The organism is Stenotrophomonas sp. 01N47, assembly GCF_056399165.1.
Map to the genome: position 1 here is coordinate 1 of NZ_JBFTQU010000006.1, position 24842 is coordinate 24842.

A 24842-nucleotide genomic window follows, 5' to 3' on the forward strand; every position below is an offset into this window, starting at 1 on the left:
GCCGTAAACCCATCCCTGGGGGCTTGGCCGCGGCATCCATGCCGCGGACACCCCCGCGCACCCACCCCGCCCGGCCTCTGACAGTTCCCGTGTGCGTCAGCCACGGAAGATCAAAAGAAAAAAGAAAGAGCAGAAGCAGAAGCAGAAGCAGAAGCAGAAGCAACAGCCGACGGCTTCCGGGGTCAGATCCCTTTTCCGCAGGAAAAGGGATCTGACCCCTCTTTCCCGCCCGATAACAACAATGCTCTTGCCGTCCGACGCAGTGGACAACGAGAGGGTTGGGCCGGGATGGGGTGGCGGGACCGTTGGCGCCAAGGATGGCGCCATCGAGCCCCCAGGGATGGGTTTACGGCGTGTCCCGCCACCCCACCCCSGCCCAACCCAGCACGTAGCAACACCGAGCCATGACCCGCTGTTGCTGTTGCTGTTGCTGTTGATTTCGAAGCAGTCGCGGCCGCAGGCCGCGCGGAAAACCTACAAATGCCGCAATTCCTGCTTCAGCGTCGCCACGCAGCGCCGGCTCACTTCCAGCGGCTGCTTGCCATGCCGCAGCACCGCCTGCACCTGGCCACCACTGCCACGCCGCAGTTCCACCAGTTCGTGGCGCGCCACCAGGCAGTTGCGATGGATGCGCACGAAGCGGCTGGCGAACTCTTCCTCCAGCGACTTCAACGATTCCTCGATCAGGTCCTCGCCACGCGCGTGATGCACCACCACGTACTTTTCTTCGGCCTGCAGATAGTGGATATCGTCCAGCGGAATCAACCGCAGGCTGCCGCGCAGGCGGGCACACAGCATGCTGCGGGCCTGGCCGCCGGTGTGCTGGGGTTGCCCGTCACGGCCGGCCAGGAAGGTGCGGGCGCGCGCGATCGCCGCCGCCAGCCGCTCGGCGCGCACCGGCTTCATCAGGTAATCGATGGCCGCTGCCTCGAACGCCGACAGCGCGTGCGCATCGTAGGCGGTGCAGAACACCACCGCCGGCCTCGGCTCGAAACTGGCCAGGTGGCGGGCCGCTTCCAGGCCGTCCAGGCCGGGCATGGCGATATCCAGCAGCACCAGGTCCGGCTGCAGTTCGGCGCACGCGTGCAGGGCCTGCTCGCCGTTGCCGGCCTCGGCCACTACGTCCACCCCTTCCTGCGCGGCCAACAGGCTGCGCAGGCGCTCGCGCGCCAGCGGTTCGTCATCGGCGATGACTACCCTCACGATCGTCCCCTCACTGGATCGGCACCGTCACCTGACAGGCATAGTAGCCCTCGCTCCAGCCAGCCGTCATCCGCGCGGCGCGGCCAAAGCGCCAGCTCAGGCGATGGCCGATGCTGTGCTGGGCGTGGCCTGCTCCCTGCGCCAGGGCCAGCCCGGGCACCTGCGGATCCGGTGCAGGATTGCGTACGCGGATCTGCAGCTCGCTGCCCACACAGGCCAGATGCAGTTCGATGGTGCCACCTTCGGGCAGGCGCGAGATGCCGTGCAGCACCGCGTTTTCCACCAGGGGCTGCAGCACCAGCCGCGGCATCGGCAGGTCCCAGGGCAGTGGTTCATCGCGCTGCCAGTTCACCCGCAGGCGGTCGCCCAGACGCAGTGATTCAATCGACAGATAGCGTTCGGCCAGTTCGCACTCATCGCGCAGGGTCGAATCGCCCTCGCCTGCACCCAGTGCGGCGCGGAACAGATCGGACAGGTCGAGCACGGCGCGCTCGGCCACCGCCGGGTCGCGATGCAGCAGGCTGGCGATCAGGTTCATGCTGTTGAACAGGAAGTGCGGGCGGATGCGCGCCTGCAGAGCGTCAGCCTGCGCACGGGCATTGGCCTGTACCTGCGCCGCCCAGCGGTCGCTGACATAGAAGTAGCGCAGCGCCAACGCGGTGATCAGCGCCGTGGTGGCCGCGCTGCCCAGGGTGAAGCGCCAGAAGCCGATGCCGCGCGCGAAGTTGTCGCCCAGCACGGCATACAGGGCGTGGATGATGCCCGCGCACAGGATGGCGATCAGCGCGGCCAGGCCGACGGCGGCAACGGCGCCCAGCGTTTCCGGCAGCTTCGACAGCGCCTGCCGCAGCAGGCACAGGCTGGCGGTGACCGCCAGCGCCAGCCACAGCGCGAAACCACTGGCCGAGGCCAGTTCCCCCATCGTCCAGTGGCGGCTGCCATCGGGCGCCAGCGCCAGCACCACCACCACCAGTTCGGCCAGGCCGAGCATCGCTGCCAACCGCGGCAAGCGGCACAGTTCCGGCATCCACGGGGTGGCAGCGCTTGCGGCCATGGGTCAGGCGACGCCCAGGCGTGCCTGCAGCCAGTCGCCCAACGCGTCGATTTCCTCGGCGCAGACCTGGTGGGCCATCGGGTAGCTGTGCCACTGCACGTCGAGCCCGAGCGTGCGCAACGTCTCGGCGCTGTGCGCGGCCACTGCCTGCGGGATCACCGGGTCGCTGCTGCCGTGGGCCATGAACACCGGCACGTCCACCGCGCCATCGACGCGCGACGCGCTTTCGGCCTCCGGCAGGTAGGTCGACAGTGCGATCAGGCCGGCCAAGGGTGCAGTGCGTGCCAGCGCGGCACTGAGGATCACCGCCCCGCCCTGCGAAAAGCCGGCCAGGAAGATGTGATCGGCGGCGACACCTCGTTCGATCTCGCGGGCGATCAGGGCATCCAGCTGCACCACCGACTCCTGCACGCCGGTCATGTCGGCGCGCGAGCGGAAGTCCATGCCAACGATGTCGTACCAGCCACGCATCGGCACGCCGTTGTTGATCGTGATCGGCCGCACCGGTGCGTGCGGGAACACGAAGCGCAGCGCCGGCCAGTGCGGGCGCACCAGCTCGGGCACGATCGGCGCGAAATCATGGCCGTCGGCACCGAGGCCGTGCAGCCAGATCACCGACCACTGCGGCGAGGCGCCGGTTTCCTGTTCCACCGTTTGCAGCATGTTGCGGCTCCTGTACGTTCAAGCCGCATTATGCCGCTGGCACGGTGCGATCAGTACAGCGGCGGTTGCTCGGCCGCTTCCCGGCGCAGCTGTGCGGCGCGCACCAGCACCGGCGGCGGGATGTTCTCTTCGGGGATGTCGAGCAGGCCCAGGCGATGCAGGAAGGCACCCGGCCCGCGCAGCGAGGTCAATGCCACCACCGGCACCGCCAGCACCATGCCGATCACCACCGGCGCCATCCAGGCGGCCAGCGACGGCGACACCGCCCACGCCAGCACGCCCATGAAGGCGCCAAACACGCCCAGGCCGCCGTAGCCGCGCACCAGCGAAATCCACGAGATGCCACCGTCGTCACGCTGCTGTGCATCCCAGCCCGAGTCACGCCCAGACAGCACTTCGGCCACACCACGCGACTGCACGTACATCACCACCGGCGCCATCAGCGCGGCCAGCACGGTTTCCACCAGCATCGACAGGAACGCCCGGATCGCGCCTCCGCAGCCACGGCGTTCAACCGGATCGAGCAGCATCGCCAGGTAACCCAGCACCTTGGGCATCAGCAGCACTGCCATGGTGGCGGCGAACAGGCGCACCACCTGTTCTTCATCCTGCGCACGCCAGTACACGCTGGGCGACAGGTGCAGCAGGGCGTTGAAATCGATGCCTTCCTGGAACAGCGGGATGGCGATGCCGATCAGCATCAGCATCGCCCACATCGGTGCGGTGAAGTAGTGGCCGATGCCGATCAGCATGTGTACGCGGCTGATCCAGTGCAGGCCACGGCTGCCCACCACCTTGCCGTGCTGCAGGTTGCCCTGGCACCAGCGGCGATCGCGCACCAGCAGGTCCGTCAGCGTCGGCGGGCCTTCCTCGTAGCTGCCGCCCAGGTAGGGCACCATGTGCGCGGCCCAGCCACCACGGCGCATCAGCGCTGCTTCCACGAAATCATGGCTGAGCACGTGGCCGCCGAACGGCTTGCGACCCGGCAGCTCCGGCAGGCCGGCGTGGTCGGCGAAGGCACGGGTGCGGATGATCGCGTTGTGCCCCCAGTAATTGCTTTCGGCACCGTGCCACCAAGCCACGCCACGGGCGATCACCGGCCCGTACACGCGCCCGCCGAACTGCTGCATGCGCGAGAACAGGGTGCGGCCGCCGATGACCGATGGCAGCGTCTGGATCAGGCCGACGTCGGCGTTGTGCTCCATGCCGGCCACCAGGCGCACGATGCTGTCACCGGTCATCAGGCTGTCGGCGTCCAGGATCAGCATCTGCGGGTAGGCACCGCCGAAGCGACGTACCCAGTCGGCGATGTTGCCGGCCTTGCGCGCGCTGTTGTCACCGCGGCGGCGATAGAACAGTCGCGCCTGCCCATCGGGCACCAGTTCGCGCAGTTCGGCGAACACCTGTTCTTCGGCACGCGCGATGTCCTCGCGGCGGGTATCGCTGAGCACGAAGAAATCGAAACGCTGCAACTGGCCAGTGGCCGCCACCGATTCGTAGATCGCGCGCAGGCCGGCCAGCAACCGGCGCGGGTCTTCGTTGTAAGTGGGCATCAGCAGCGCGGTGCGGCTGTGCACGGTCGGCAGCGGCTTGTCCGGATCGATGCCCAGGCGGTAGCCCCGGTCGAACACGGCCGTCAGGAAGCCGGCCACCGCACTGGCAAAGGACAGCGCGATCCAGGCGAACAGGCCGACGAACAGCACCAGCAGGCAGGCCTCTAGAACGCTGATGCCGTTGCCGGACAGCACCCGCCACATCATCCGGGTGGCCACGGCGGTCATCGCCACCGTGCCGCCAAGGATGTACAGGCGACGCAGGCCGATCATGCGCGGCGAGGTGCGATGGCGCCGGACCTTCAGCGCGCCTTGCCGCAGCGTCTGTTCAGGCATCACCAGCGGTGCTTCGGCCGGCAGCAGGGCCCAGCCCGCGTCAGGACCGGCCGTGACCGGTTCCGCCTCGATGGTTTCACTCCCCATGGCCGCCTACTCCCTGCAGGCCGCAGGACCGGCCGTCCCGGCCAGGCTGCATGCACCAAGGTTCCTGGCACGCATTCCCGGCGTCCGCACTTGTCCTGTCTGCCACGGCGTCATGCCGCGCAGTCGCTGTCTGTCACTACCAGAACCCACACGATCTCCAACGGGGCGGAATCGAAAAATGCGGCCCAGTCTATGGCCCCGAATGTAAGCCGGGTGCGAAGGTCTACGCCGGGAAATCTCCCCATTCAGCAATCAGCAGGCGAACCACGCCGTGCCCCCCGCGGGTGTCGATCCATCCCGGAAAGTACTGGATCGTAACAAACGAGAACGGTTATCATTCCGTTAACCAGGCAGGTCGCCGCGCTCCGCGCACCGGACCCACCCAGCTGCGCCGGACCTTCCGCGCGCCCGACGACCCAGGGAAGGGGTGGCTGCCTGCTGTCTGCGTGCGCCTGCTGCTTCCACCGGGTCTCTCCTCTCCCTTGGAAGCCGTCATGTCCCCTCTTCGTTCCGCGCGCCCGTCGCGCACCCGCTTGGCCAGCGCCCTGGCCGTCGCCTGCCTGCTGACCCTGCCTGCCCTTGCCGCCGCTGAAGCCAGCGCCGATGCCTCGACCAAGGACCTGGATACCGTGGTGGTCACCGCCTCGGGCAACCAGCAGTGGATCAAGGATGCCCCGGCCAGCATCAGCGTGATCAGCCGCGAAGACATCGAACGCCAGCCGGTGCACGACCTGGCCACCCTGCTCAGCCGTATTCCGGGCGTGACCGGTGGGCTCAGCGCCATTGGCGAGCAGTCCAAGATCAAGCTGCGCGGCATGCCGTCCAACTACACGCTGGTACTGGTGGACGGCAAGCGCATGGGCAGCTCGGCCTCGACCAACTATCGCCCCGACCTGGGCCGCCAGGACCTGAACTGGATTTCCCCCGACCAGATCGAACGCATCGAAGTAGTGCGCGGCCCGATGTCCTCGCTGTATGGCTCGGACGCGATGGGCGGGGTGATCAACATCATCACCAAGCGCATCGGTGACAGCTGGAACGGCAGCGCGACCCACAGCTACACCCGGCCGCAGGATGGCGACCGTGGCGATACCCAGCAGATCGGCGCGACCTTCTCCGGCCCGCTGGGCGAGCGCTTCGGCCTGCGCATCGGTGCCAACAGCATGCGCCGCGACTCGGACCGCTCCAACGGCGGCGTGTACGGCAACGCCTACGCCGGTGAGAAGGACCGCAATGTCGACGCGCTGCTGCAGTGGAAGCTGAGCGAGGCACAGGAGGTGTCGCTGGAAGCTGGCCACGGTGTGCAGCAGGCCTTCATCGCCCAGACGCTGGAAAAGCAGGACGAGGGCGCATGGGGTGCCAGTGAGCTCAAGCGCAGTTCGCTGGCGCTGAACCACGACGGCAAGTGGGAGTTCGGCACCTCCAAGCTCAGCGCGTACTGGACCGAGTACAAGAACGACATCGGCGCCACCGGTCGCTCCGAGGCAACCGATACGATCATCGAAGGCAGCCTGAGCACGCCCTTCACCCTGGGCGTGGACCACCAGTTCGCGGTGGGCGGCCAATGGAAGCGGCAGGAGCTGACCAACACCGACACCATCGGCCAGGCTCCGATCGACTACGCCGGCAATCCGGTGGTCGGCTCCAGCCTGGAAGTGGACACCTGGGCGCTGTTCGTCGAAGACGAGCTGAAGCTGCACCGCACCCTGGCACTGACCCTGGGCGCGCGCCTGGACCACCATGAACAGTTCGGCAGCCATGTAAGTCCGCGTGCTTACCTGGTCTGGCACCCGAGCGAGCAGTGGACGATCCGTGGCGGCGTGTCCAAGGGCTTCCGCGCGCCGAGCCTGACCGAGAATTCGCCCAGCGCGGCGACCCAGTCCGGCGGCCGCGGCTGCACCTCGCTGTACCCGCTGGGCTACGTGCGTGGCGGCTGCTACATGGCCGGTAATCCGGACCTGGACCCGGAAACCAGCACCAACCGCGAGATCGGCGTCAGCTTCGACAACGATCTGGTCGACGCCGGCCTGACCTACTTCCATACCGACTTCAGGAACAAGATCGAGTATGAAGCGCTGGGCTTCTTCAACGGCTACTGGTGGACGCGCATGAGCAACGTGCAGCGCGCGCGCACCAGCGGCATGGAAGGCAACCTCAACTTCCGCTTCGGCGATCACTGGCGCTGGCGCACGTCGGCGACCTGGATGAAGGAAGCCAAGAACCTGACCACCGGCCGCAACCTGATCGACACCCCGGAGTTCTCAGGCTATTCGTCTCTGGACTGGACCCCGAACACCACGTTCTCCAGCAGCCTGTCGGCGCAGTACACCGGCAAGCAGACCGGCGTGGTCAATACCTTCCTGAAGGCCTACACGCTGTATGACCTGACCGCTGCCTGGAACGTCAACGAGGTGCTGACCCTGCGTGGCGGCGTCAGCAACCTGGCCGACAAGAAGCTGTACGCCGACGGCGCCACCGACTACTTCGTCGCCGGCCGCAGCTACTTCCTCAGCATGACCGCGCGCTTCTGATGCGCACTGCGATCGCGCTGGCAGCAGGCCAGCGCGATCGTGGCGGCTTTTTCCAGGCTCAGTCGTTTTCCAGTACAGCCGTTGCAGCGTCGCGGCTGGCCGCGATGCGTGCACGGTCCATCGCCACCGCCAGTTGCTGGCGGGCGAGCAGTTGTTGTGCCTGCACCACTTCGGGTGTCGGCAGGAGCACCGGTCCGGGTGCGTTTTCCGGTGTAGCTGGTGTGGTCATGCAACCTCCATGGACATACCGCTGCTACCCGTGAACAACCGGGGTGGCAGCGGAACTGCGCACCCTATCCTAAAAACAAGGCGGATGGGTGACGGTGCGGCACCGGGACGCAAGCCCCTTGCCGTAGGAACGTCACATTTTTGACGCTCCAAGCTGGTTTGCTGAATGTGACTCACTTATCATGAAAACGTTTTCCTAACAGGGAAGTCCCTATAAATGAACACCATTGACCTGACCCGCTTCAGCCCGAAGTGGCAGTTCCGCTTCAACTTCTTCCAGCAGCGCGGCGCTCCCAAGGAGCCCGGCTTCAAGCAGGCCTGGAAGGCGCTGTCCTTCGGCGACCGCCTGAAGATCAACCTGAACTTCTTCGCCTTCTTCTTCGGCGCGATCTATCTGTTCATCCTCGGCATGTGGCGCAAGGCGCTGGTGGTGATCGGCATCAACATCGTGCTGATCGCGGTCAGCCTGGTGCTGCCGGACATCGTGGCCCGCGCACTGTTCATCGCAATGAACTTCCTGGTCGCCTCGAGCACCAACTACAGCTACTACCTGGAACAGGTGAAGGGCAACACCAGCTGGAACCCCTTCGAAGGCATGTTCTAAGCCCAGCGCACCACACACGCAGCGGCACATCGACGCCCGGCCTTGGCCGGGCGTCGTCGTTCATGCCCCGGCTCAGGCGGCGCGCAACGCGGCAGCCGGTCGGGTGTCGGCCTGCAGGCGGAAGCGTGACACCGCCACCGCCAGCTGCTCGGCCTGTTCTTCCATCGCCCGCGCCGCAGCGGTGGCTTCTTCCACCAACGCAGCATTCTGCTGGGTGGTCTCGTCCATCTGCACCACGGTCTGGTTGACCTGCTCGATACCGGCCGACTGCTCGCGCGAGGCGGCCGAAATTTCGGCCATGATCTCGTTGACCCGGCCGACCTGGCCGACGATCTCCTGCATCGTGCGGCCCGCACCGTGCACCAGCTGCGCGCCGGCGCCGACATGGCCGACCGAAGCGTCGATCAGCTCCTTGATCTCCTTGGCCGCGCCCGCCGAGCGCTGTGCCAGCGCGCGCACTTCGCTGGCGACCACCGCAAAGCCACGGCCCTGTTCACCGGCGCGCGCCGCTTCCACCGCCGCGTTCAATGCCAGGATGTTGGTCTGGAAAGCGATGCCGTCGATCACCGAGATGATCTCGGCGATGCGCTGCGAAGAGGTCTCGATCTGCTCCATGGTCTGCACCACCTGGCTGACCACCTGCCCGCCTTCGCTGGCAACGCCTGCGGCCGAGGCCGCCAGCTTGTTGGCCTGCAGGGCATGATCGGCGTTCTGGCGCACGGTGGAGGTCAGTTCCTCCATCGACGCGGCGGTCTCTTCAAGGTTGGCCGCCTGCTGCTCGGTACGGCGTGACAGGTCGCTGTTGCCCGACGCGATCTCGCCTGCGGCCAGGCGGATGCTGGCAGCGGACTGCTGGATCTGGCCGACGATCTGGGTCAACTGCTGCACGGTGCTGTTGGCATCGTCGCGCATCACCGCGAACACGCCGTGGAAGTCACCCTCCATCCGTGTACTCAGGTCACCGGCGGCGATGGCGCGCAGCAACGTCGACAGCGCAGCCAGGTTCTGGTCGCTGACCTGCATCATGGTGTTGAGCGTTTCCACCATGCGGCGGAAGTCATGCTCGAAGCGCTGGGCATCGCCACGCACCGCGAAATCGCCTGCCGCCGCCGCAGCGGCCAGCTGCTGGATCTGTTCGTTGATCGCCGCCAGGTTGGTCTTGGTGGTTGCCATGGCAGCGGTGAAAACCGCCTTTTCGCCCGGCAGTGCCTCCATGTCCACGCTCAGGTCACCCACCGCGTAGCGCTGCATCACCTCGACCAGGCGTTGGGTGACCGCATTGCTGTCGGCCACCAGCTGGTTGCTGTCGGCCACCATGCGGCCGTACTCGCCCGGGAACACCGAGGCATCCATGCGGTAGCTGATTTCACCGGCATCATGGCGGCGCGCCATCTCCGCCTGTGCGGCCATCACCGCCTGCAGCTGGCCGCGCATGCCCTGCATCGCGTCCAGCAACCGGCCCACTTCATCGTTGCCCAGCGCCGGCATGGCGGTGTCCAGCTTGCCCGCAGCCACGTCGCCTGCAATACGCACCGCCTGTGCCAGCGGGCGCACAGCCAGCCGCTGCAGCAGCAGGTAGACACCACCGCTGAGCACCAGCGCGGCCACCACACCCACCAGCAGGATGATCCACAGCAACTCGCGGGCCTGCGCGATGATCACCGCATGCGGCACCACCACGCCCAGCGCGAAACGCTGCGGCGCGTCACCCACCTGCAGCGGCACGTACAGGCGGACGTTGCCGGCAGCGTCGGGCTCGAATGCTTCATACGTCTTGTCGGCGGCGATCTGCGCCAGCATGCCGAGGGTGGCGGCATCGGTGCGCGGCTTGCCGATCTCGGCAGCGTCGGCCGAGGCCAGCACCACGCCCTTCGGCGAGAGCAGCTCGACACGGCCGGCGCCCATCGGCGTCAGCGTGGCCAGGTGCTTCTGCAGCGCGTCCAGCGAGAAGTCGACGGTGAAGACACCAAGGAAGGTGCCGTTCTCGACGATCGGGGTGCTCAGGGTGCTCATCAGCACCTGCTTGCCGCCGATGTCGTAGGCATAGGGCTCGCTGACCAGCGGCAGCTTGTCGCGGCTGGGCACCATGTACCAGTTGCCCGAGCCGCTGGGCGTCTCGGTGTAGTCGGTCATCGTCGACTGCTGCGGCTTGCCGTCCTGCCAGGCCCAGTAGCTCATGTAGCGGCCGGTGGCGTCGTGCGCCTCGCTGTTGATGAACTCGGCATCCTTGCCGTCGAAGGCATTGGCCTCCCACATGGTGCTCTTGCCCAGCCATTCCGGGTGCGCGTGCAGCTGCTCGCCGATGACGTTGGCCAGGCTTGCGCGATCAGGCGCATCACCGCGCGCACGCTGGGCAAGCACGGTTTCCACCATCGCATCGTTGCTGGCGAAGGCCGTGCCCAGGTCGGCAGCCACCTGGCGCGCCTCGGCACGGGCTTCGCTGGCCATGGTCTGTCGCGAGGACGACACCAGCGCCGAACTGGCCTGGTGATAGATCAGGAACGCGGTCGCGCCGAAGCACAGCAACGCGATCACCGCGGTGCCCAGCATCAGCTTGTGGGCGATGCTGCCGGGGCGACGGGCAGCGACGGAACGGGAAGAAGACATGGGAGGATCCGCAGGCAGTTCAGGTCGACCGGTGCCACCAGGGCACCGCGCAGATGCGCGATCCATCGCGCGGGCCGCCTGCCCTGCCGGATCGGAACCCGGCGCAGGAAAGCGCGCACCGGGTTAGCGGCCATGGCCGGGCGAGGTTGAGGCTCAGCGCACGCACAAACCTGAACCTGCTCAGCTGCGGCCGTCGACAGCGGCCTGTGCTACTCGGCCACGCGGTCGCGTATCCACTCCGCACGGGGCAGGACCTCGATGCTGCCTGCGGCGTACTGCTGCAGAACGTCCTCCGGACCGAAACGCGGCTGCCAGCCCAGCGCTGCACGCATCCGGCTGCTGTCATAGACCCGGTCGATGCTGATCGGCAGCGGCCAGCCACGGCGCTCGAACTCGGCCAGCAGCTGCGGTGCGCGGCGCGCCAGCACCTGGCGCGGATCGGCGGCCAGCTGCAGGCAGTCCTCGCGCCGGAAGGGTGTTGGCGCGCACGCGAGGTAGCGCTGGAAGGGCGCGCCTTCATCGTGGAGCAGCGCGGCATGCGCGCTGGCCACGTCGCGTGCGTCGATACCACGGTGCAGGCGGAACATCGCCATACGGTCAGGCGGCTCGGGGAAGCAGCGCGCCATCCGCAGCACGCGCACGGTGAACGATGTGCTGGCCGCCGCTTCGGCAGCCGCCTCGGCCTGCAGCTTGGTGCGGTGGTAGATCGTGCGGGGCAGCGGCTCGGTGTCCTCGTCGATCCAACGGCAGCCGCCAGACACCACGGCATGGCCGTACAACGCCGTGGTACTGGTCAGGACAAAGCGCTGCACGCCAGCCTCGCGCGCCAGCTGCAGCAGGTTTGCAGTGGCGTCCACGTTGATCTGCTGGAACACCGCGTCGGGTACCAGGCCCACGTGGGGTGCGTGCAGTGCCGCGGTGTGGATCACGGCATCGACCCCCTGCACGGCACGCTCCAGCGCCCGGCGATCGGTGATATCGGCAATCACGCGCGTGGTTGCGAAGGGACTGCGATCCAGCCCTACCACCTCATTGGCACCCGCCAGCGCACCGAAGATCGCGCGCCCTATCCGCCCGGAACTTCCGGTCAACAGAATCTTCATTGAATCCATTCACTCGACAGCGCCCGGGACCTACCGGGATGCCTTGATTCTAGGCAAGCCCGATGGCATCGGCGATAGGAATCGATGACATTCTGCATGCCACCCCCGTCAGGTCGGCGGCGCTTGACCGGGCAACAGGAACTCACGCCTCCGAGCGGGCCGACACCAGCCGCAGGAAGGCTTCGTTCTGGTAACGGCTCATGCGCAGCTGCTGGCCGTTCTCCAGGGTGAGTACGTGATGACCATTGAACCAGGGGTGGATCGTCCTGACCCGTGCGATGTTGACGATGGCCGAGCGATGCACCCGGGCGAAATGCCTGGGATCGAGCCGTTCAGCCAGGCTGTTCATCGTTTCGCGAAGCTCATGTACGCGATCAGCCAGATGCAGCTGCACCGTATTGCGATTGGCGCGGATCCAGAGGATGTCCTGCACCGCCAGCAGCAGCACTGCCTCGCCATCACGTACGGCGATACGCTGCAGATAATCCTCGCGCCTGCGCAGCACATCCAGCGCCTGCAGCAGGCGCGTGTTGTCGGCTGCATTGGCGGCCTGGGCCAGCCGGGATTTCGCGCGCAGCAAGGCGGCCGCGAAACGCTCGCGACTGAAGGGCTTGACGAGGTAATCCAGGGCGTTGGCTTCGAATGCGCGTACCGCGTACTGCTCGTAGGCGGTGACGAATACCGTGGCCGGCATCCGCGCGGCACCGATAGTGGCCAGCACGTCCAGACCGGTGATGCCAGGCATCTGCACATCCAGGAACACCAGGTCCGGTGACTGTGCGCGGATGGCCGCCACGGCAGACACGCCGTCACCGCACTCGGCCACACTGCCGATGTCTGCATCGCCGTGCAGCAGACGCGTCACCGCGCGCCGGGCGATCGGCTCGTCGTCCACCACAAGCACACTCAGGCTCATGTGGCACTACCGTGCACGACAAACTCGGGAGCGTCATCGGCATCGTCCAGCATCCGCAGTGGCAACCGCACCCGGCAGGCCACACCCTGCGGCCAGAGCAGGTCCAGGCGTACCTCGGCCGCATCGCCATACAGCTCGCGCAGGCGCAGCCGCGTATTGGACAGGCCGATACCATGGCCACCTGGCGCCCCGGGCTGCTGCAGCGTGCTGTTCTGGTTGCGCACCTCGATGCACAGCATGTCACCGTCGCGGCGGCCCTCGATCTCGATGGTGTCTTCGCCAAGGTTGCGGCCGATGCCATGGCGCAGCGCGTTTTCCACCAGCGGTTGCAGGATCAGGCTTGGAACCGCGCCATCAAGCAGTTCCGGTGCAACGTAGATGCGGCTGTGCAGGCGATCCTTGAAGCGCGTGCGCTGGATGCCCAGATACAGCTCGATCAACTCCAGTTCCTGGCGCAGGCTGATTTCCTGGCCATCGTAGTCTTCCAGGAAGGCACGCAGCAGCTCGCTCAGACGCAGCAGCATGTCTTCGGCACTGGCCTTGTCTTCATCCAGCAGGGTGATGATTGCGTGCAGCGTATTGAACAGGAAATGCGGCTGCAGCTGCGACTTCAATGCCAGCAACCGCGACTGCGCCAGCTCGGTCGCCATCCTGCTTGCCTCGACCTCGCGGCGCACTTTTTCCTGCTGGAAATACAGCGCCTGCTGGATCGCGAACAGGGCCCAGTAGGTCAGCAGACCCATCGCGAAATGCTGGGCGATGAAATACCACAACTGCTCGCCAAAGCTGCTGGGCTCGAACCAGGTGGACACCAGGGCGCCCACCACCATCGCCAGCGCGGTCACCCCCACGCTGGCCATCAGCTGCACGCCCAGCCCGGCCAGCCTTCGCTCCGGCTGCAGCGGATAGCGTTCGCCCAAAGTGAACACCAGCGGCGCCAGCGCCGCCCAGGTGAACCACTGGATCATCGACCAGCGCAGGTAGACCTCGAACGGGAATGACTGGCCCTGCAGGCTGTGGCTCAACACCCTCTGCAGGGTGAAGGCGAACGCCACCGCCAGCCACAGCAGCAGGTAACGCAGCACGTCGATCTGGGTATGGCCAAGGCGGATCTTCATCGCATGCGTCCCTGTGCCCGAAGCGGGCCAGCGCCATCTTAGGCACAGCGTGGCCGGCAATGAAGGGCGGCGATGGCCGATTGCGATTGGTCCCGCTGTCGCGACGATTCGTCCCGGATCGATTGCAGGCGCGTGGCCTCCACCGCCAGATAGCGATGTCCCCAACGGAGATCGCCCATGCACCTGTCCCGCGCCCTGCTCGCTGCCAGCCTGTTCTGCATTGCCGCCAGCGCACCTGCTGCGCCGCTGCACTACCTGACCCTGATCAACCGCGCCCATGCACCTGCCATGTCGGTGGAAGTCGCGGCGAGTGAATCCGACGCATTCCACGCCTTGGCATTGGCCGAGCCCATCGCGGGAGGTGGCGGCCAGGCCACCGTGGCACTGCGCGGAACCGGTTGCCGCGTCGATCTGCGCATCACCTTCAACGATGGCCGCCGGATCCTGTACAGCAACACCGATGTCTGCCGCGGTGACCGGCTGCTGATTTCGGCGCTCCCTGCGCGGTAACCCGTTGTCAAACGCATGCGCAGGACATGTGAGTCCAATATGGCCCACGTCCACGTGCCGTTAGCCCACGATGTGGAGCATGAAGCCGTCGCTGATGGCGGCATCCCATTCCACATCCGGAGACTGGCAATGGCCAACTCACATACTGGCAGCAGAAACCGTGGCTTCGCCTCGATGGACGAGGACAAACAGCGCGCGATCGCGTCGAAAGGCGGACGCGCCGCACACGCATCCGGCAATGCGCACCAGTTCAGCCCGGATGAGGCCCGCGTGGCGGGCCGCAAGGGCGGTGAAGCGATCAGCCAGGATCGTCAGCACATGGCCGCGATCGGGCGTGAAGGTGGCCATGCACGGCATGCCAGTGCCCGCCAGCAACAGCAACAGCAACAGGCCCAGGACATGCCCGGCAAACCCGATGGCAGCCAGCAGGGTTGAGTGATTACAGTCGCCTGCGCATCGGCCGCATTGCAGCGCGATCAGGCCGTCTTCTGCCGGTCAACGGTGGGCGAGGATGTTCAGCAGGCGCCCGAACGGGTCACGCACGTAGAAGCGGCGCACACCCCATGGCTCTTCGGCTGGGCCATATTCAAGCGCGATGTTCGCCCGTCGCAGGCGTTCGAGTACATCATCCAGGTCGTCCACCTCGATCGAAAGATCCGGCACCGGCGTACCCGATCCGCCTTCGCTGGCAACGCTGAGCTGTGCCAGCGCAGTGCCGTGCCCGCCATAGGTGACGATCCAGCCGTGGTCCATCACGATGTCCATGCCGAGGATGTCGCCGTAGAACGTGGCCGCCTGCGCAGGATCAGCACTGGCGATGTTGGCGACGACGCGCTTTACAGCCATGTGGCGGCTCCAGACGATCACGACCGCGCACCACGTGCTGCGGCCAGATGGAAAGGGGCCCATGGATCGGGCCCCCCAATGCGAACGATATGCAGGCCTCAGACGGCGCCGCACCTGTCCATGACACAGCGATCGTATTCGAACTGGCACTCCATGGCATCACCACCGCCGGCCACGCAGGCCTGGTAGGCCTTCCAGCACGGGAAGTCGCACGGCTGGACCGGACCGGCCACCGCCACCGAACCGGTACACGCGAGTGCAAACACTGCAGCAACGATCGCTTTCCTGATGGCTCGCATCGATATCACTCCCTGATATGCCTGGTGACTCCAGGCTGCATCACCGTAGCCGTGCGTGCGGGATAGGACGTGAAGGCGCCGGTTCAGCCTGCCAGCAATTGCAGATCACGCAGCTGCGCGCGCAACTCCGCGATGTCATGCCACGGCAATATCGGCGAGTTCCCGCGCTCATCGGGAGGGTTGCCCGGGAGCCCCTCCGACCAGCCACCCGCGCCCACCAGCGGTAGCAAAGGCCGCTTGTGCAGCCAGGCCAGGCACACTTCGGAAATCGTGCCCGCGCGCCCGCCGATGACGATGCAGGCATCGCCGGCCAAGGCCATGATCAGGTTGCGGGCATCGCCCATGCCGCATGGCACCACCACCGTTGCCGGCCAGTCTGCTGCGGGCATGCTGCCTTCCGGAATCACGCTCAGCACCGTGCCGCCAGCTGCGACTGCATGCTCGGCTGCCACCCGCGTGGCTGGGCTGCCACAGCCGCTGACCAGGGTGATTCCATTTTCGGCGAGGAACCTGCCCGCCTGTGCAGCGAGGTCGAACGCCGGTGAGCCAGGATCGGCACTCCCCAGGATGGCGATCTGGGGCTTGCGGAAGGACTTGCGGGAGGTTGGTGTCATGAAGCGACCTGGGTGACCGAACGGAAGGACAGCATGGAGACGGAACCGATCCGGGCAGCCACTGTTCAATTGCCCGACGCGGGAACGTATCACGCCAGCAGTTTGTCTTTCTGATGCTGATTGCACAGTTCACCGCCTCAGCATCACCAGGCCACCCAGGCTCAACGACGGCAGCAGCAGCCCAAAGGCCACCAGCGGCCAGACCGTATCGCCCGGCAGCAGCAGCGTCGCCAGCGTGCCAAGCGTTGCCACGATCACGCTCTGCACGGCGTAGTACAGCGCCACTGCCGTGCCGGAGGCATCGGCAAAATCGCGCAGCGCACCGTTGGCCGCCACCGCAGCCACCATCACGATGCCGATGGCCACCAGCCACATCGGCAACACGACACTGGCAAAGGATGGCGGCAGCATCGCCGTCATCGCCATGACCAGCGCGCCGCCGATCATCACCATCAGCCCACGCAGGAAACTGCCGCCAATGCCCCATCGCCCGATGAATCGAGCAGCGAAGCGCGAGGTGACGATCATCACCAGCGCCACCGTCGCGAAGGCCAGGCTGAAGCCCATCGCCGAATAGCCGGCCCTCCCCATCAGCACCCGCGGGGCGATCGAGAAAAACACGAAGAACGTGCCCATCGCCGCACTGAATCCCAATGCATGGACCCAGAACCCGGCATTGCCGAGGATGCGTGCGAAGGCTGGCGATGCGCGGCCGTGCTGTGGTGGCCGCGTTTCCTGCCAGCCCCGGCATGCACGCACACCCGCCAGCAGTGCCAGCACGCCGAGCGCGATGAAGATGGCCCGCCAGCCCAGCGCGTAGGCGATCAACGCGCCGAGGATCGGACCGAGTGCCGGTACGAACGCCAGCATCGAGGCGAACAGACCATAGAGCGTGGCACCCTCGGCCGTATCGGCATACACGTCGCGCACCGTCGCGAAGGTGGCGACCAGTGCGGCCGACGCACCGATCGCCTGCACCCCGCGCCAAGCCAGGAACGCCGCGCCACCACTGCACGCGGCAAGCGCAAACGACGCCAGCGTGAACAGCGACGCGCCCATCAGCAGCACAGGCCGTCGCCCGATCCGGTCCGACAGCGGGCCGAAGATCAACTGGCCCAGCCCGAGTACGAGCATGTACAGACTCAGCGTCAACTGGATGACGGCAGGCGATGTGCCGAGTGCATCCGGCATGGCCGATACAACAGGCAGATAGATATCCATGGCCAGCGAGGCCAGGAGGTCGAAGGGAGCCATCAACGCGATGGCGGCCGGCAGGGAATGGGCCCAGCGAAGGGCTTTTCGATCAGACATGAGGAAACATCCGCTCAGGAGGGAATCCGGCGGTGATCAACCCAGTGCGTGGAAATCGCAGGTAAAGACCACCGCAACAACGTGCGTATCGTTGTTGCGGCTCAGCGGACTGTCTGCGGACCGTTCCCGTTGTTCATCTGATGATCCGGTGGAAGATCGAATGCGGGGAGTGTATCAAGGCCCATAGCGGGGTACCGGCAACGGCGTCCCGCACGGCGTCAGGGCACGGGCAGCATATCGATGCGCCGGGAGGGCGTGCACCGCACCTGTTCGATCAGCCGGCGGACCACCGGCGACGTTTCCTGTTCACGGTATAGCGCAGCGATGGTCGAGGCGATGACCGGCCCCGCGATCGGCAGATACACCACGCCCGGCAGCAACAGTGTCCGCTGCAGTACCGAAGGTACGATCGCCACCGCCCCATCGCCCACCGAGACCTGCGCGAGTACGACGGCAAGATGGCCGGGGCGGGAGCGGATGTCCGGCACGAATCCGCCACGGCGGGCGACTTCCAGCGTGCCTGCGGGCTGCTCCGGCATGATGAACGCCTCCTTCGCCAGCAGCGCCGGCTGCACCGGCAACGCCGCGCGGGCCAGCGGGTGCGATGCCGGCAACGCTACGCAGAACTGGTCTTCGATCAGGATGTGCGAACCGAGCGCATTGGGAATTTCCATAGGAAGCCTGCAGAACACCACATCGATGCGACCGTCCAGCAGCAGGTCCGGCAGGTCGGCCATCGGCCATTCGCCGACCTGCAGAACCACATCGGGCGAGGCGCTGCGGAACCGCTGCAACTGCTCCTGCAGCGCGCCCGCATGGACCGCTGAACCCACGTAACCGATCTCGATCCTGCCGATCTCGCCGCGACCGGCACGGCGGCCCACGGCCTCTGCCTGCTCGAACTGGCGCAGCACGTTGCGCGCTTCGGCCAGGAAGATCGCGCCGGCCGAGGTCAGCATGACCTCGCGTCGACTGCGATCGAACAAGGGCGTACCCAAACGACGCTCGATCTCCTGGATCTGCACGCTCAGCGTCGGCGTAGCGATACCCAGGCGCAGCGCGGCGCGTCCGAAATGCAGCTCCTCGGCCAGTGCGACGTAGTACTGCAGATGTCGACGGTCCATGCGCGCCTGATCGTTAGCTTTGACCTAACGTACTTCAAGAACACGGGCAATGAAACAAACGGTCGAAGCTGCTTGAATGGGCATTCTTCTCCCACCCGAGTACCTGGTGCTCCTCTCCCCTCCCCGCCGCAGGCCGCCCAACTGGATCCTGATCATCGCCTCGCTCGGATGCACGATGACAGTGCTGGAAACCAACGCCGTGGCCGTCGCGCTACCGACCATCGCGCGGGATCTGCAGGCGGACTTCGCCGACATCGAATGGGTGATCAGCTGCTACATCCTGTCCTTCACCTCACTGCTTCTCCCCGCCGGTGCCATCGCCGATCGCCATGGTCGCAGGTGGGTGCTGCTGATCGGCATCGCGCTGTTCGCCATCTCATCGCTGACCTGCGCGTTGGCACCCACGGCCAGTGCCCTGTATCTGGCCCGCGCGTTCCAGGGCGTGGGTGCAGCCTTCCTGCTGGCACCCTCGCTGTCGGTGATCGGCCACGAGTTCCACGAAGGTAAGGAACGCGACGATGCCTGGGCCTTCTGGGGCACGGCGATGGGCATGATGATGGTGCTCTCGCCACTTATCGGCGGGCTGTTGTCCTCGCTATGGGGATGGCGATCAGTGTTCATCGCGATCCTGCCCTTCCTCGCCTTCCTGGCCTACGGTGCGATCCGCTGGGTTCCCGACTCCGCCGACACGGTGGTACGACCGCTCGATCCGCCCGGCATCATCACCTTCAGCATGGCGATCTTCGGCATCGTGTTCTTCCTCGTGGAAGGGCTCGCGCAGGGATGGACATCAGTGGTGGCGCTGGCTGGTCTGGGCCTGGGCATCGCGATGGGTGCGTTGTTTGCCTGCATCGAACTCAAGCGTCGGCATCCGATGGTCGACCTGCGGCTGCTTGCCAGCCCGCGCTTCGTCGGTGCACTCATCGCCATGATCGGCTACGCGGTCAGCGCGCAGGTGATGGCCTCGATGCTGCCGCAGTACCTGCAGAACGGCGTCGGCCTGAGTGCACTGGCCACGGGCGCCGGCATGCTGCCGTTCGCTGCGGCGATGCTGCTGTTCCCCAGCGTGGGCAGGCGCCTGGGCAGACGATTGTCGAGTGGGATGGTGCTGGCCATCGGCCTGTCCACCACTGCCGCCGGCAATGCGCTGGCCGGTATCGGTGCATGGCACAACCAGCCGACGGTGGCGCTGCTGGCGATGGTCATCATCGGCGCAGGCGGTGGAATCCTCAACGGCGAAACATCCAAGGCGATCATCGGCTCGGCCCCCCGCGACCGCGCAGGCATGGCCTCGGGCATCAGTGCGACGACGCGCTTCGTCGGCATCCTGCTCGGCTTCACGGTCCTCTCCAGCGCCCTGACCGTCGGCATCCGCGCCGGACTCTCAACACGCGTACCTGCAGATGAAGTCATGCGTCTGGCCGACACCATCGCCACCGGTGCACTGCCCCAAGGAGCCCAGGTTGATCTGGCGCGGGCGATCTACAGCCAGGGCTTTGCCGCGTCCCTGTGGACTGCCGCCGCAGCAGCGACGCTGGCGAGCCTGGCCGTTGCCCTGCTCAGGCCACGCGCCTGATCGCAGATGGCAGACGCAGAAACGACCAGGGCAGCACTGGGCTGCCCTGGTCGCGGCGATGTGGGGGACGATCGCCAGATGCGATCAGGCAGCCTTCATCGCATGCTTGCGGGCGCGCATCACCGAGTGGCATTCCTGCACTTCCGGCAGCCACTGGGTCACTTCCTGGCGCACCGCCGGCGGCAGGTCGTTGTCCTTCAGCACATCCTTGAACGCGCCCAGCAGGCGATCCTCGGACTCTTCAAGTTCGGCCACGTAACCGTAGTTGGTGTCACCGAAGGCCGCGCGCACCTTGCCGTAGAACTGCTGCATGGAACCGACCATGGTGCCGTGCTCGGCCGGCTTGCCGCCGGTAGCGGCCACCGAGCTGCTCAGCGAGGACACGATGCGGCCCTTCACGCCGGCGATGCGGACGAACAATGCCGACAGCTCGGCATCCTTCACCTTGGTTGCGGCTTCCTCGTAGAAGGACTTGCCATCACGTGCGATCTCGATCAGGTCGTTGAGGCGATGCTCGATGGTGGACTGGGTGCTCATGTGTAGTCTCCTCTGGGGGAAAAAGGGCAACAGTGGAATCCGTTGCCTGCGAGCCCAGACTGGCCGACCGGGTGTGGTTCGCGGGTGAGCATCGATTGATGCGGTGATCATGCTGCCCAACGGCGCCCCACCCACTCACGCGGGCGACGCGACGTCTTCACCGCATCTGAATCCTGGCAATGACCTGCACGGTCATCCGCACCGCATGTCTAGTCCACCGCTACCCGCACCACATGGCTGATGCCCCGATGGAACATCTTCGCGTACGGACAGACCCGCTCGGTGTTGCGCACCAGTTCGGCTGCACGTATCGGGTCCATGCCAGGCAGGCACACCACGATCTCGGCAGACAGCAGGTACAGGCCGTCCACGGGATCGCGCGCGAACGTCACCGCTACGTCGATGCTCGGCTCGACCAGTTCCATTCCCGCACGCGCAGCCACCAGCACCATCGCACCGTGGAAGCAGCCGGCGTAGCCCGCCGCCAGCAACTGCTCGGGATTGGTACCGCCACCGGGTCCACCCAGCTCAGCAGGCAACCGCAGGTCCACTGACAGCGCACCATCATCGGACCGCACCACGCCCGACGCGCGGCCATGCTGTGCCACGCCACCACTGACCCGCACCCGTCCGGTATACAGCGGGCGCACCTCATCACCGTGGTACTTGTCGAGCACACTGTGCGGAGGCGGTTTCAGCCCGGTCATCGCAGGTTCCTGCTGTCAGCGTCCACCGCCGATCAGGCCGGCTGGCCCTGTGCCAGCCCGGACTGCTGCAACCAGCGCTCGAAGCCGATCGTGCCGAGCCATGCCTGGCCCACCGGCACCAGCGTGTCCTGCTGCAGCTGCGCACCGAAGTAGCGCGCCTGGGCATCGCCAACCACTTCCCGCGCGTCACCGGTTGCCTGCAGGAAGCGCTGCGCCAGCACCGCCATCGATTCGCGTTCCGGGCCGGCGATCTCCACCACGTCATTGGCTGGTGCCTGCAGCGCGATGCGCGCAACCGCATCGGCTACATCCTCGGCGGCGATCGGCTGCACTGCGGCGGTCGGCAGCTGCAGGGTCTGGCCGTCACCGGCTGACTGGAGGATGCCCGGCAGGAACTCGAAGAACTGCGTCGAGTGGATGATCGTGTACGCCAGGTCCGAATCGCGGATCAAGCGCTCTTGGGCGATCTTGCCGCGGAAATAGCCGCTGGCCGCCAGCTTGTCGGTACCCACCACCGACAGCGCGACATGATGGCGTACGCCTGCCTGCGCCGCGGCCGCCAGGATGTTGTGGCCGGCAGTCACGAAGAACGACAGCACCGCCGCATCTTCGAACGAGGGCGAGTTGGCCAGGTCGACCACTACCTCGGTGCCTGCCATCGCAGCGGCAAGGCCCTCACCACTCAGCACATCGATACCGGTGGAGGGTGCAGCGACGACGACCTCATGGCCGGCCGCATGCAGGCGATCGACCACCTTGCTGCCGATGCGGCCGGTGCCACCGATGACGAGGATCTTCATGACAGGTCTCCTGGAACGTGGAAAGTTCGGATGTGGCTGCATGCTAGGAACGCATTGGCCGGCGCAGTAGATCCGCAGCGGGCCACGCACTGTTGCCGCATCGGCACCAATGTGGTCATGCCCATGCCGGGGCCGCATCGCGCTGCGCTGCCGCCTGCTGCCGCGCTTCCCAGTGCGAGAACACATCCAGATCCAGCGCGCGTATGCGCTGGGTGCTGAAATCGATGAACGCGCGGATCCGCTTGGGCAGCTGGCGTCGGCTGAGATAGCACAGGTAGTGGCCACGATCGTGCGGCGCGTAGCGGTCCAGGCAGGTCACTACAGCGCCTGCGCGCAACGCATCACTTACCTGGTAGCTGGGCAGCTGGGCGATCCCAAGCCCGTCGGTCACTGCCTGCAGGACAAGATCGGCATCATTGAACACCACCTCCGCCGGCGGCTGCAGATTCACATCCTGGCCGTCCACACGGAAGTCCCAGCGCTGCAGGCGCCCACCGGGAAGACGTCGACCGATGCAGGCATGGCTGGACAACACTTCGATGGTGTCTGCCAGGCCATGCGCCTGCACATACGCAGGCGATGCACAGACCACCAGCTGCATCGGCACCAGCTGCTTGGCGATCACCTGGCTGTCTTCCAGCACGCCATCGCGGAACGCCACATCGATGCGATCGGCGGCCAGGTCCGGTGCCTGCTCGTCCAGCAGCAACTCCACAGAGACCTCTGGATACTCCGCGCGGAACGCAGACAGCAGCGGCGCGATCACCCGGCGTCCGAAGCCATGGGTCGCACTGATCCGCAGATGCCCGCGCGGCGGTCCCTCGCGCAGGTCGCGCATTTCGTCCAGCGCCTGCAGGATGCTGGCAACGCCCGGGCTGCAGCCCTCCAGGAACAGCTCGCCTTCGCGGGTGAGTGTTGTCGAGCGCGTGGTGCGCAGGAACAGGCGCACGCCCAGTTGTCCCTCCAGCTTCTGCACGCTGCGGCTGACGGCCGAACGACCGATGCCGAGGCGATCACCGGCGCGGGCGAAGCTGCCCTCGGCGGCTACCGCGATGAATGCCAGGACCCCGGCATAGCTGGCGGAAAAGGATGCCGTGAGGGAATCGCGGCCGTCGCTGGCCAGGCAGGACTGCGGCATGACATTCATGGTGTTCCGGGCTCCTGGAAGTCGCGTCGGGCAAGCAGGTGGGCGCGTGCATGGACCAGTCGCTGGCGGCATGCCGGCAGCTCCAGCCCCAGCAGCGGCGCTATGTCTTCAAAGCCCGCGCCCAGCACGTCATGCAGCAACAGCACGGCCCGCATGTCCGGTGGCAGTTCGTGCAATGCGGCAAGGAAGGCCTGCCAGACCCGCTCACTGGCGGGGCAGGCTGCTGCGCGGTTCGGGGCGGATGAGGTGTCCATGCCCGGCAGACGGGCGAGCATCCGCCGCTGTGACAGGCCATTGGTGTTTTTCGCTCAACACCGTGCAGCCCTGCCCTCGCCTACCGCCCCGCGTGCAGCGGGCCTAGCCTCGCTGCGTCCCTCAACTCCCATCGGAACACCGTCATGAGCCAACGCCTGGACTACGCCGCACAGTCGCCCGAACTCTTCAGGAAGCTCGGCACCTTCTCCCATGCCGTGCACAACAGTTCGATCGAAGCGGCCATCATCGACCTGGTCAACATCCGCGCCTCGCAGCTCAACGGCTGCGGGTTCTGCCTGGACATGCACGTGAAGGAAGCGACGATCCGTGGCGAGCGCGCACTGCGCCTGCACCATGTCGCGGCGTGGCGCGAATCGAACCTGTTCAGTGCGCGCGAACGCGCCTGCCTGGCGTGGACCGACGCACTTACCCACCTGCCTGCGCAGGGGGTTGCGGACGACGTGTATGAGCGCGTGCGTAGTCAGCTGTCCGAACAGGAAATCGTCGATCTGACCTACGCGGTGATGGCGATCAACGCCTGGAACCGCGCCAACGTCGCCTTCCGTACGCAACCCGGCTCGCTGGACCAGGCCTTTGGCCTGGACAAGGCCGGTCTGGCCTGAGCGTCGACTGCCCCTTTCCGCTTGGAGACCTGCCATGCGTTCTCTCTGTTCCCTGGCGCTGCTGGCCCTGCTGCCGTTGACCAGCATCGCCGCAACACCGCCGCCCACCGCACCCGAGCCCATCGTGCGCGAGGTCATGACCCGTCCGTTGCCGGAACAGCCGGGCAAGGAAGCACTGATCCTGACGGTGCAGTACCCACCCGGCGGCGCCGATCCCGTGCACCGGCACGACGCCCACGGCTTCGTCTATGTGCTGCAGGGCCGCATCGTGATGGGCGTGGCCGGCGGCCGCGAGGTCACCCTCGGCCCGGGGGAGGCCTTCCATGAAGGCCCGGACGATCTGCACACCGTCGGCCGCAATGCCAGCCAGACCGAGCCGGCGACATTCGTCGTGTTCCTGATCAAGGACATCGGCAAGCCGGCGGTACTGCCACCACGCTGACCGCCACCGGTCGGGGCAGTGCCCGCCACTCCCACAGGTCCGCCGGTG

The 24842-nt window shown here is 66.4% G+C and carries 26 protein-coding genes; 7 read left to right on the plus strand and 19 right to left on the minus strand.

Annotated elements, in window-relative coordinates; genetic code table 11:
* Positions 1-474: 474 nt before the first annotated feature.
* Genes AC1DKR_RS13475 through mdoH form a run of 4 tightly spaced genes read right to left on the minus strand, consistent with a single transcriptional unit; the run spans position 475 to position 4896 of the window.
* Positions 475-1203, minus strand: a complete 729-nt coding sequence (locus AC1DKR_RS13475) for a LytR/AlgR family response regulator transcription factor (RefSeq protein ID WP_025879008.1) — start codon at positions 1201-1203, stop codon at positions 475-477.
* Positions 1204-1213: 10 nt separating this feature from the next.
* The gene (locus tag AC1DKR_RS13480) at positions 1214-2230 is read right to left on the minus strand and encodes a sensor histidine kinase (RefSeq protein ID WP_394197994.1); all 1017 of its coding nucleotides are present in this window, start codon (positions 2228-2230) and stop codon (positions 1214-1216) included.
* A gap of 30 nt (positions 2231-2260) precedes the next feature.
* Entirely contained in the window at positions 2261-2920 is a 660-nt protein-coding gene (locus tag AC1DKR_RS13485) for an alpha/beta hydrolase (protein ID WP_280884825.1), read from the minus strand.
* A gap of 50 nt (positions 2921-2970) precedes the next feature.
* A complete protein-coding gene (mdoH, locus tag AC1DKR_RS13490; protein ID WP_428703904.1) occupies positions 2971-4896 on the minus strand; it encodes a glucans biosynthesis glucosyltransferase MdoH in 1926 nt (641 codons plus the stop codon).
* A 494-nt stretch (positions 4897-5390) separates the two neighbouring features.
* Between mdoH and AC1DKR_RS13495 the strand changes: the two genes are divergently transcribed.
* Entirely contained in the window at positions 5391-7427 is a 2037-nt protein-coding gene (locus AC1DKR_RS13495) for a TonB-dependent receptor domain-containing protein (protein WP_478033250.1), read from the plus strand.
* Between the two features lie 58 nt (positions 7428-7485).
* Here AC1DKR_RS13495 and AC1DKR_RS13500 read toward each other — a convergent pair whose 3' ends face one another.
* A complete protein-coding gene (locus AC1DKR_RS13500; protein ID WP_165933884.1) occupies positions 7486-7656 on the minus strand; it encodes a hypothetical protein in 171 nt (56 codons plus the stop codon).
* Between the two features lie 216 nt (positions 7657-7872).
* Here AC1DKR_RS13500 and AC1DKR_RS13505 point away from each other — a divergent pair, with 216 nt between their 5' ends.
* Entirely contained in the window at positions 7873-8259 is a 387-nt protein-coding gene (locus tag AC1DKR_RS13505; protein ID WP_478033251.1) for a DUF2628 domain-containing protein, read from the plus strand.
* Between the two features lie 72 nt (positions 8260-8331).
* Here the strand turns inward: AC1DKR_RS13505 and AC1DKR_RS13510 are convergent, their stop codons facing one another.
* The 4 genes from AC1DKR_RS13510 to AC1DKR_RS13525 form a co-directional block, all read right to left on the minus strand.
* Positions 8332-10866, minus strand: coding sequence for a methyl-accepting chemotaxis protein (locus AC1DKR_RS13510; protein WP_478033252.1), 2535 nt, complete (start codon positions 10864-10866; stop codon positions 8332-8334).
* Between the two features lie 209 nt (positions 10867-11075).
* Positions 11076-11969 (minus strand): NAD-dependent epimerase/dehydratase family protein, encoded by an 894-nt coding sequence (locus AC1DKR_RS13515; RefSeq protein ID WP_478033253.1) that lies wholly within the window; start codon positions 11967-11969, stop codon positions 11076-11078.
* Positions 11970-12111: 142 nt separating this feature from the next.
* On the minus strand, positions 12112-12885 hold the full coding sequence (locus AC1DKR_RS13520) for a LytR/AlgR family response regulator transcription factor (protein WP_363731448.1): 774 nt from the start codon (positions 12883-12885) through the stop codon (positions 12112-12114).
* Positions 12882-14003, minus strand: a complete 1122-nt coding sequence (locus tag AC1DKR_RS13525; protein WP_478033254.1) for a sensor histidine kinase — start codon at positions 14001-14003, stop codon at positions 12882-12884. The genes AC1DKR_RS13520 and AC1DKR_RS13525 overlap by 4 nt, the downstream gene beginning before the upstream one ends.
* Positions 14004-14180: 177 nt before the next feature.
* Here AC1DKR_RS13525 and AC1DKR_RS13530 point away from each other — a divergent pair, with 177 nt between their 5' ends.
* Positions 14181-14513, plus strand: coding sequence for a hypothetical protein (locus tag AC1DKR_RS13530; RefSeq protein WP_312106896.1), 333 nt, complete (start codon positions 14181-14183; stop codon positions 14511-14513).
* 129 nt (positions 14514-14642) lie between these two features.
* Positions 14643-14948 (plus strand): KGG domain-containing protein, encoded by a 306-nt coding sequence (locus tag AC1DKR_RS13535; RefSeq protein ID WP_363732878.1) that lies wholly within the window; start codon positions 14643-14645, stop codon positions 14946-14948.
* 60 nt (positions 14949-15008) lie between these two features.
* On the opposite strand, the gene AC1DKR_RS13540 is transcribed toward AC1DKR_RS13535, so the two are convergent.
* From AC1DKR_RS13540 to AC1DKR_RS13560, 5 genes are all read right to left on the minus strand, one after another.
* Positions 15009-15359 carry a VOC family protein gene (locus AC1DKR_RS13540; protein WP_363731443.1) on the minus strand — a complete coding sequence of 117 codons (351 nt, stop codon included), beginning with the start codon at positions 15357-15359 and terminating at the stop codon, positions 15009-15011.
* Between the two features lie 98 nt (positions 15360-15457).
* Entirely contained in the window at positions 15458-15658 is a 201-nt protein-coding gene (locus AC1DKR_RS13545) for a hypothetical protein (protein ID WP_312106902.1), read from the minus strand.
* An 83-nt stretch (positions 15659-15741) separates the two neighbouring features.
* Positions 15742-16272 carry an SLOG cluster 4 domain-containing protein gene (locus tag AC1DKR_RS13550; RefSeq protein ID WP_132826432.1) on the minus strand — a complete coding sequence of 177 codons (531 nt, stop codon included), beginning with the start codon at positions 16270-16272 and terminating at the stop codon, positions 15742-15744.
* 129 nt (positions 16273-16401) lie between these two features.
* The gene (gene cml / locus AC1DKR_RS13555) at positions 16402-17583 is read right to left on the minus strand and encodes a CmlA/FloR family chloramphenicol efflux MFS transporter (RefSeq protein WP_478033255.1); all 1182 of its coding nucleotides are present in this window, start codon (positions 17581-17583) and stop codon (positions 16402-16404) included.
* 218 nt (positions 17584-17801) lie between these two features.
* Positions 17802-18707, minus strand: a complete 906-nt coding sequence (locus AC1DKR_RS13560; protein WP_478033256.1) for a LysR substrate-binding domain-containing protein — start codon at positions 18705-18707, stop codon at positions 17802-17804.
* 76 nt (positions 18708-18783) lie between these two features.
* Here AC1DKR_RS13560 and AC1DKR_RS13565 point away from each other — a divergent pair, with 76 nt between their 5' ends.
* Positions 18784-20283, plus strand: coding sequence for an MFS transporter (locus AC1DKR_RS13565; protein WP_478033257.1), 1500 nt, complete (start codon positions 18784-18786; stop codon positions 20281-20283).
* A gap of 84 nt (positions 20284-20367) precedes the next feature.
* On the opposite strand, the gene AC1DKR_RS13570 is transcribed toward AC1DKR_RS13565, so the two are convergent.
* The 5 genes from AC1DKR_RS13570 to AC1DKR_RS13590 form a co-directional block, all read right to left on the minus strand.
* Positions 20368-20820: a PA2169 family four-helix-bundle protein gene (locus AC1DKR_RS13570; protein ID WP_049466788.1), complete on the minus strand. Its 453-nt coding sequence runs from the start codon at positions 20818-20820 to the stop codon at positions 20368-20370.
* A gap of 209 nt (positions 20821-21029) precedes the next feature.
* A complete protein-coding gene (locus AC1DKR_RS13575; RefSeq protein ID WP_154881105.1) occupies positions 21030-21527 on the minus strand; it encodes an Ohr family peroxiredoxin in 498 nt (165 codons plus the stop codon).
* A 32-nt stretch (positions 21528-21559) separates the two neighbouring features.
* Positions 21560-22327 (minus strand): SDR family oxidoreductase, encoded by a 768-nt coding sequence (locus AC1DKR_RS13580; protein WP_478033258.1) that lies wholly within the window; start codon positions 22325-22327, stop codon positions 21560-21562.
* A 115-nt stretch (positions 22328-22442) separates the two neighbouring features.
* A complete protein-coding gene (locus tag AC1DKR_RS13585) occupies positions 22443-23474 on the minus strand; it encodes a LysR family transcriptional regulator (RefSeq protein ID WP_478033259.1) in 1032 nt (343 codons plus the stop codon).
* Positions 23471-23728 carry a sigma factor-like helix-turn-helix DNA-binding protein gene (locus AC1DKR_RS13590; RefSeq protein ID WP_478033260.1) on the minus strand — a complete coding sequence of 86 codons (258 nt, stop codon included), beginning with the start codon at positions 23726-23728 and terminating at the stop codon, positions 23471-23473. Before AC1DKR_RS13590 ends, AC1DKR_RS13585 begins: the two co-directional genes overlap by 4 nt.
* 144 nt (positions 23729-23872) lie before the next feature.
* On the opposite strand from AC1DKR_RS13590, the gene AC1DKR_RS13595 reads away from it, so the two are divergent.
* Positions 23873-24352, plus strand: a complete 480-nt coding sequence (locus AC1DKR_RS13595; protein WP_099843770.1) for a carboxymuconolactone decarboxylase family protein — start codon at positions 23873-23875, stop codon at positions 24350-24352.
* A gap of 34 nt (positions 24353-24386) precedes the next feature.
* Complete coding sequence (locus AC1DKR_RS13600) at positions 24387-24794, plus strand: cupin domain-containing protein (protein ID WP_049466772.1); 408 nt, start codon at positions 24387-24389, stop codon at positions 24792-24794.
* Positions 24795-24842 lie beyond the last annotated feature (48 nt).

Coding starts and splice junctions, on each gene's coding strand:
- AC1DKR_RS13480 (WP_394197994.1), bottom strand. CDS start 2,230: ATGCCGGAACTGTGCCGCTTGCCGCGGTTGGCAGCGATGCTCGGCCTG.
- AC1DKR_RS13485 (WP_280884825.1), bottom strand. CDS start 2,920: ATGCTGCAAACGGTGGAACAGGAAACCGGCGCCTCGCCGCAGTGGTCG.
- mdoH (WP_428703904.1), bottom strand. CDS start 4,896: ATGGGGAGTGAAACCATCGAGGCGGAACCGGTCACGGCCGGTCCTGAC.
- AC1DKR_RS13495 (WP_478033250.1), top strand. CDS start 5,391: ATGTCCCCTCTTCGTTCCGCGCGCCCGTCGCGCACCCGCTTGGCCAGC.
- AC1DKR_RS13500 (WP_165933884.1), bottom strand. CDS start 7,656: ATGACCACACCAGCTACACCGGAAAACGCACCCGGACCGGTGCTCCTG.
- AC1DKR_RS13505 (WP_478033251.1), top strand. CDS start 7,873: ATGAACACCATTGACCTGACCCGCTTCAGCCCGAAGTGGCAGTTCCGC.
- AC1DKR_RS13510 (WP_478033252.1), bottom strand. CDS start 10,866: ATGTCTTCTTCCCGTTCCGTCGCTGCCCGTCGCCCCGGCAGCATCGCC.
- AC1DKR_RS13515 (WP_478033253.1), bottom strand. CDS start 11,969: ATGAAGATTCTGTTGACCGGAAGTTCCGGGCGGATAGGGCGCGCGATC.
- AC1DKR_RS13520 (WP_363731448.1), bottom strand. CDS start 12,885: ATGAGCCTGAGTGTGCTTGTGGTGGACGACGAGCCGATCGCCCGGCGC.
- AC1DKR_RS13525 (WP_478033254.1), bottom strand. CDS start 14,003: ATGAAGATCCGCCTTGGCCATACCCAGATCGACGTGCTGCGTTACCTG.
- AC1DKR_RS13530 (WP_312106896.1), top strand. CDS start 14,181: ATGCACCTGTCCCGCGCCCTGCTCGCTGCCAGCCTGTTCTGCATTGCC.
- AC1DKR_RS13535 (WP_363732878.1), top strand. CDS start 14,643: ATGGCCAACTCACATACTGGCAGCAGAAACCGTGGCTTCGCCTCGATG.
- AC1DKR_RS13540 (WP_363731443.1), bottom strand. CDS start 15,359: ATGGCTGTAAAGCGCGTCGTCGCCAACATCGCCAGTGCTGATCCTGCG.
- AC1DKR_RS13545 (WP_312106902.1), bottom strand. CDS start 15,658: ATGCGAGCCATCAGGAAAGCGATCGTTGCTGCAGTGTTTGCACTCGCG.
- AC1DKR_RS13550 (WP_132826432.1), bottom strand. CDS start 16,272: ATGACACCAACCTCCCGCAAGTCCTTCCGCAAGCCCCAGATCGCCATC.
- cml (WP_478033255.1), bottom strand. CDS start 17,583: ATGTCTGATCGAAAAGCCCTTCGCTGGGCCCATTCCCTGCCGGCCGCC.
- AC1DKR_RS13560 (WP_478033256.1), bottom strand. CDS start 18,707: ATGGACCGTCGACATCTGCAGTACTACGTCGCACTGGCCGAGGAGCTG.
- AC1DKR_RS13565 (WP_478033257.1), top strand. CDS start 18,784: ATGGGCATTCTTCTCCCACCCGAGTACCTGGTGCTCCTCTCCCCTCCC.
- AC1DKR_RS13570 (WP_049466788.1), bottom strand. CDS start 20,820: ATGAGCACCCAGTCCACCATCGAGCATCGCCTCAACGACCTGATCGAG.
- AC1DKR_RS13575 (WP_154881105.1), bottom strand. CDS start 21,527: ATGACCGGGCTGAAACCGCCTCCGCACAGTGTGCTCGACAAGTACCAC.
- AC1DKR_RS13580 (WP_478033258.1), bottom strand. CDS start 22,327: ATGAAGATCCTCGTCATCGGTGGCACCGGCCGCATCGGCAGCAAGGTG.
- AC1DKR_RS13585 (WP_478033259.1), bottom strand. CDS start 23,474: ATGAATGTCATGCCGCAGTCCTGCCTGGCCAGCGACGGCCGCGATTCC.
- AC1DKR_RS13590 (WP_478033260.1), bottom strand. CDS start 23,728: ATGGACACCTCATCCGCCCCGAACCGCGCAGCAGCCTGCCCCGCCAGT.
- AC1DKR_RS13595 (WP_099843770.1), top strand. CDS start 23,873: ATGAGCCAACGCCTGGACTACGCCGCACAGTCGCCCGAACTCTTCAGG.
- AC1DKR_RS13600 (WP_049466772.1), top strand. CDS start 24,387: ATGCGTTCTCTCTGTTCCCTGGCGCTGCTGGCCCTGCTGCCGTTGACC.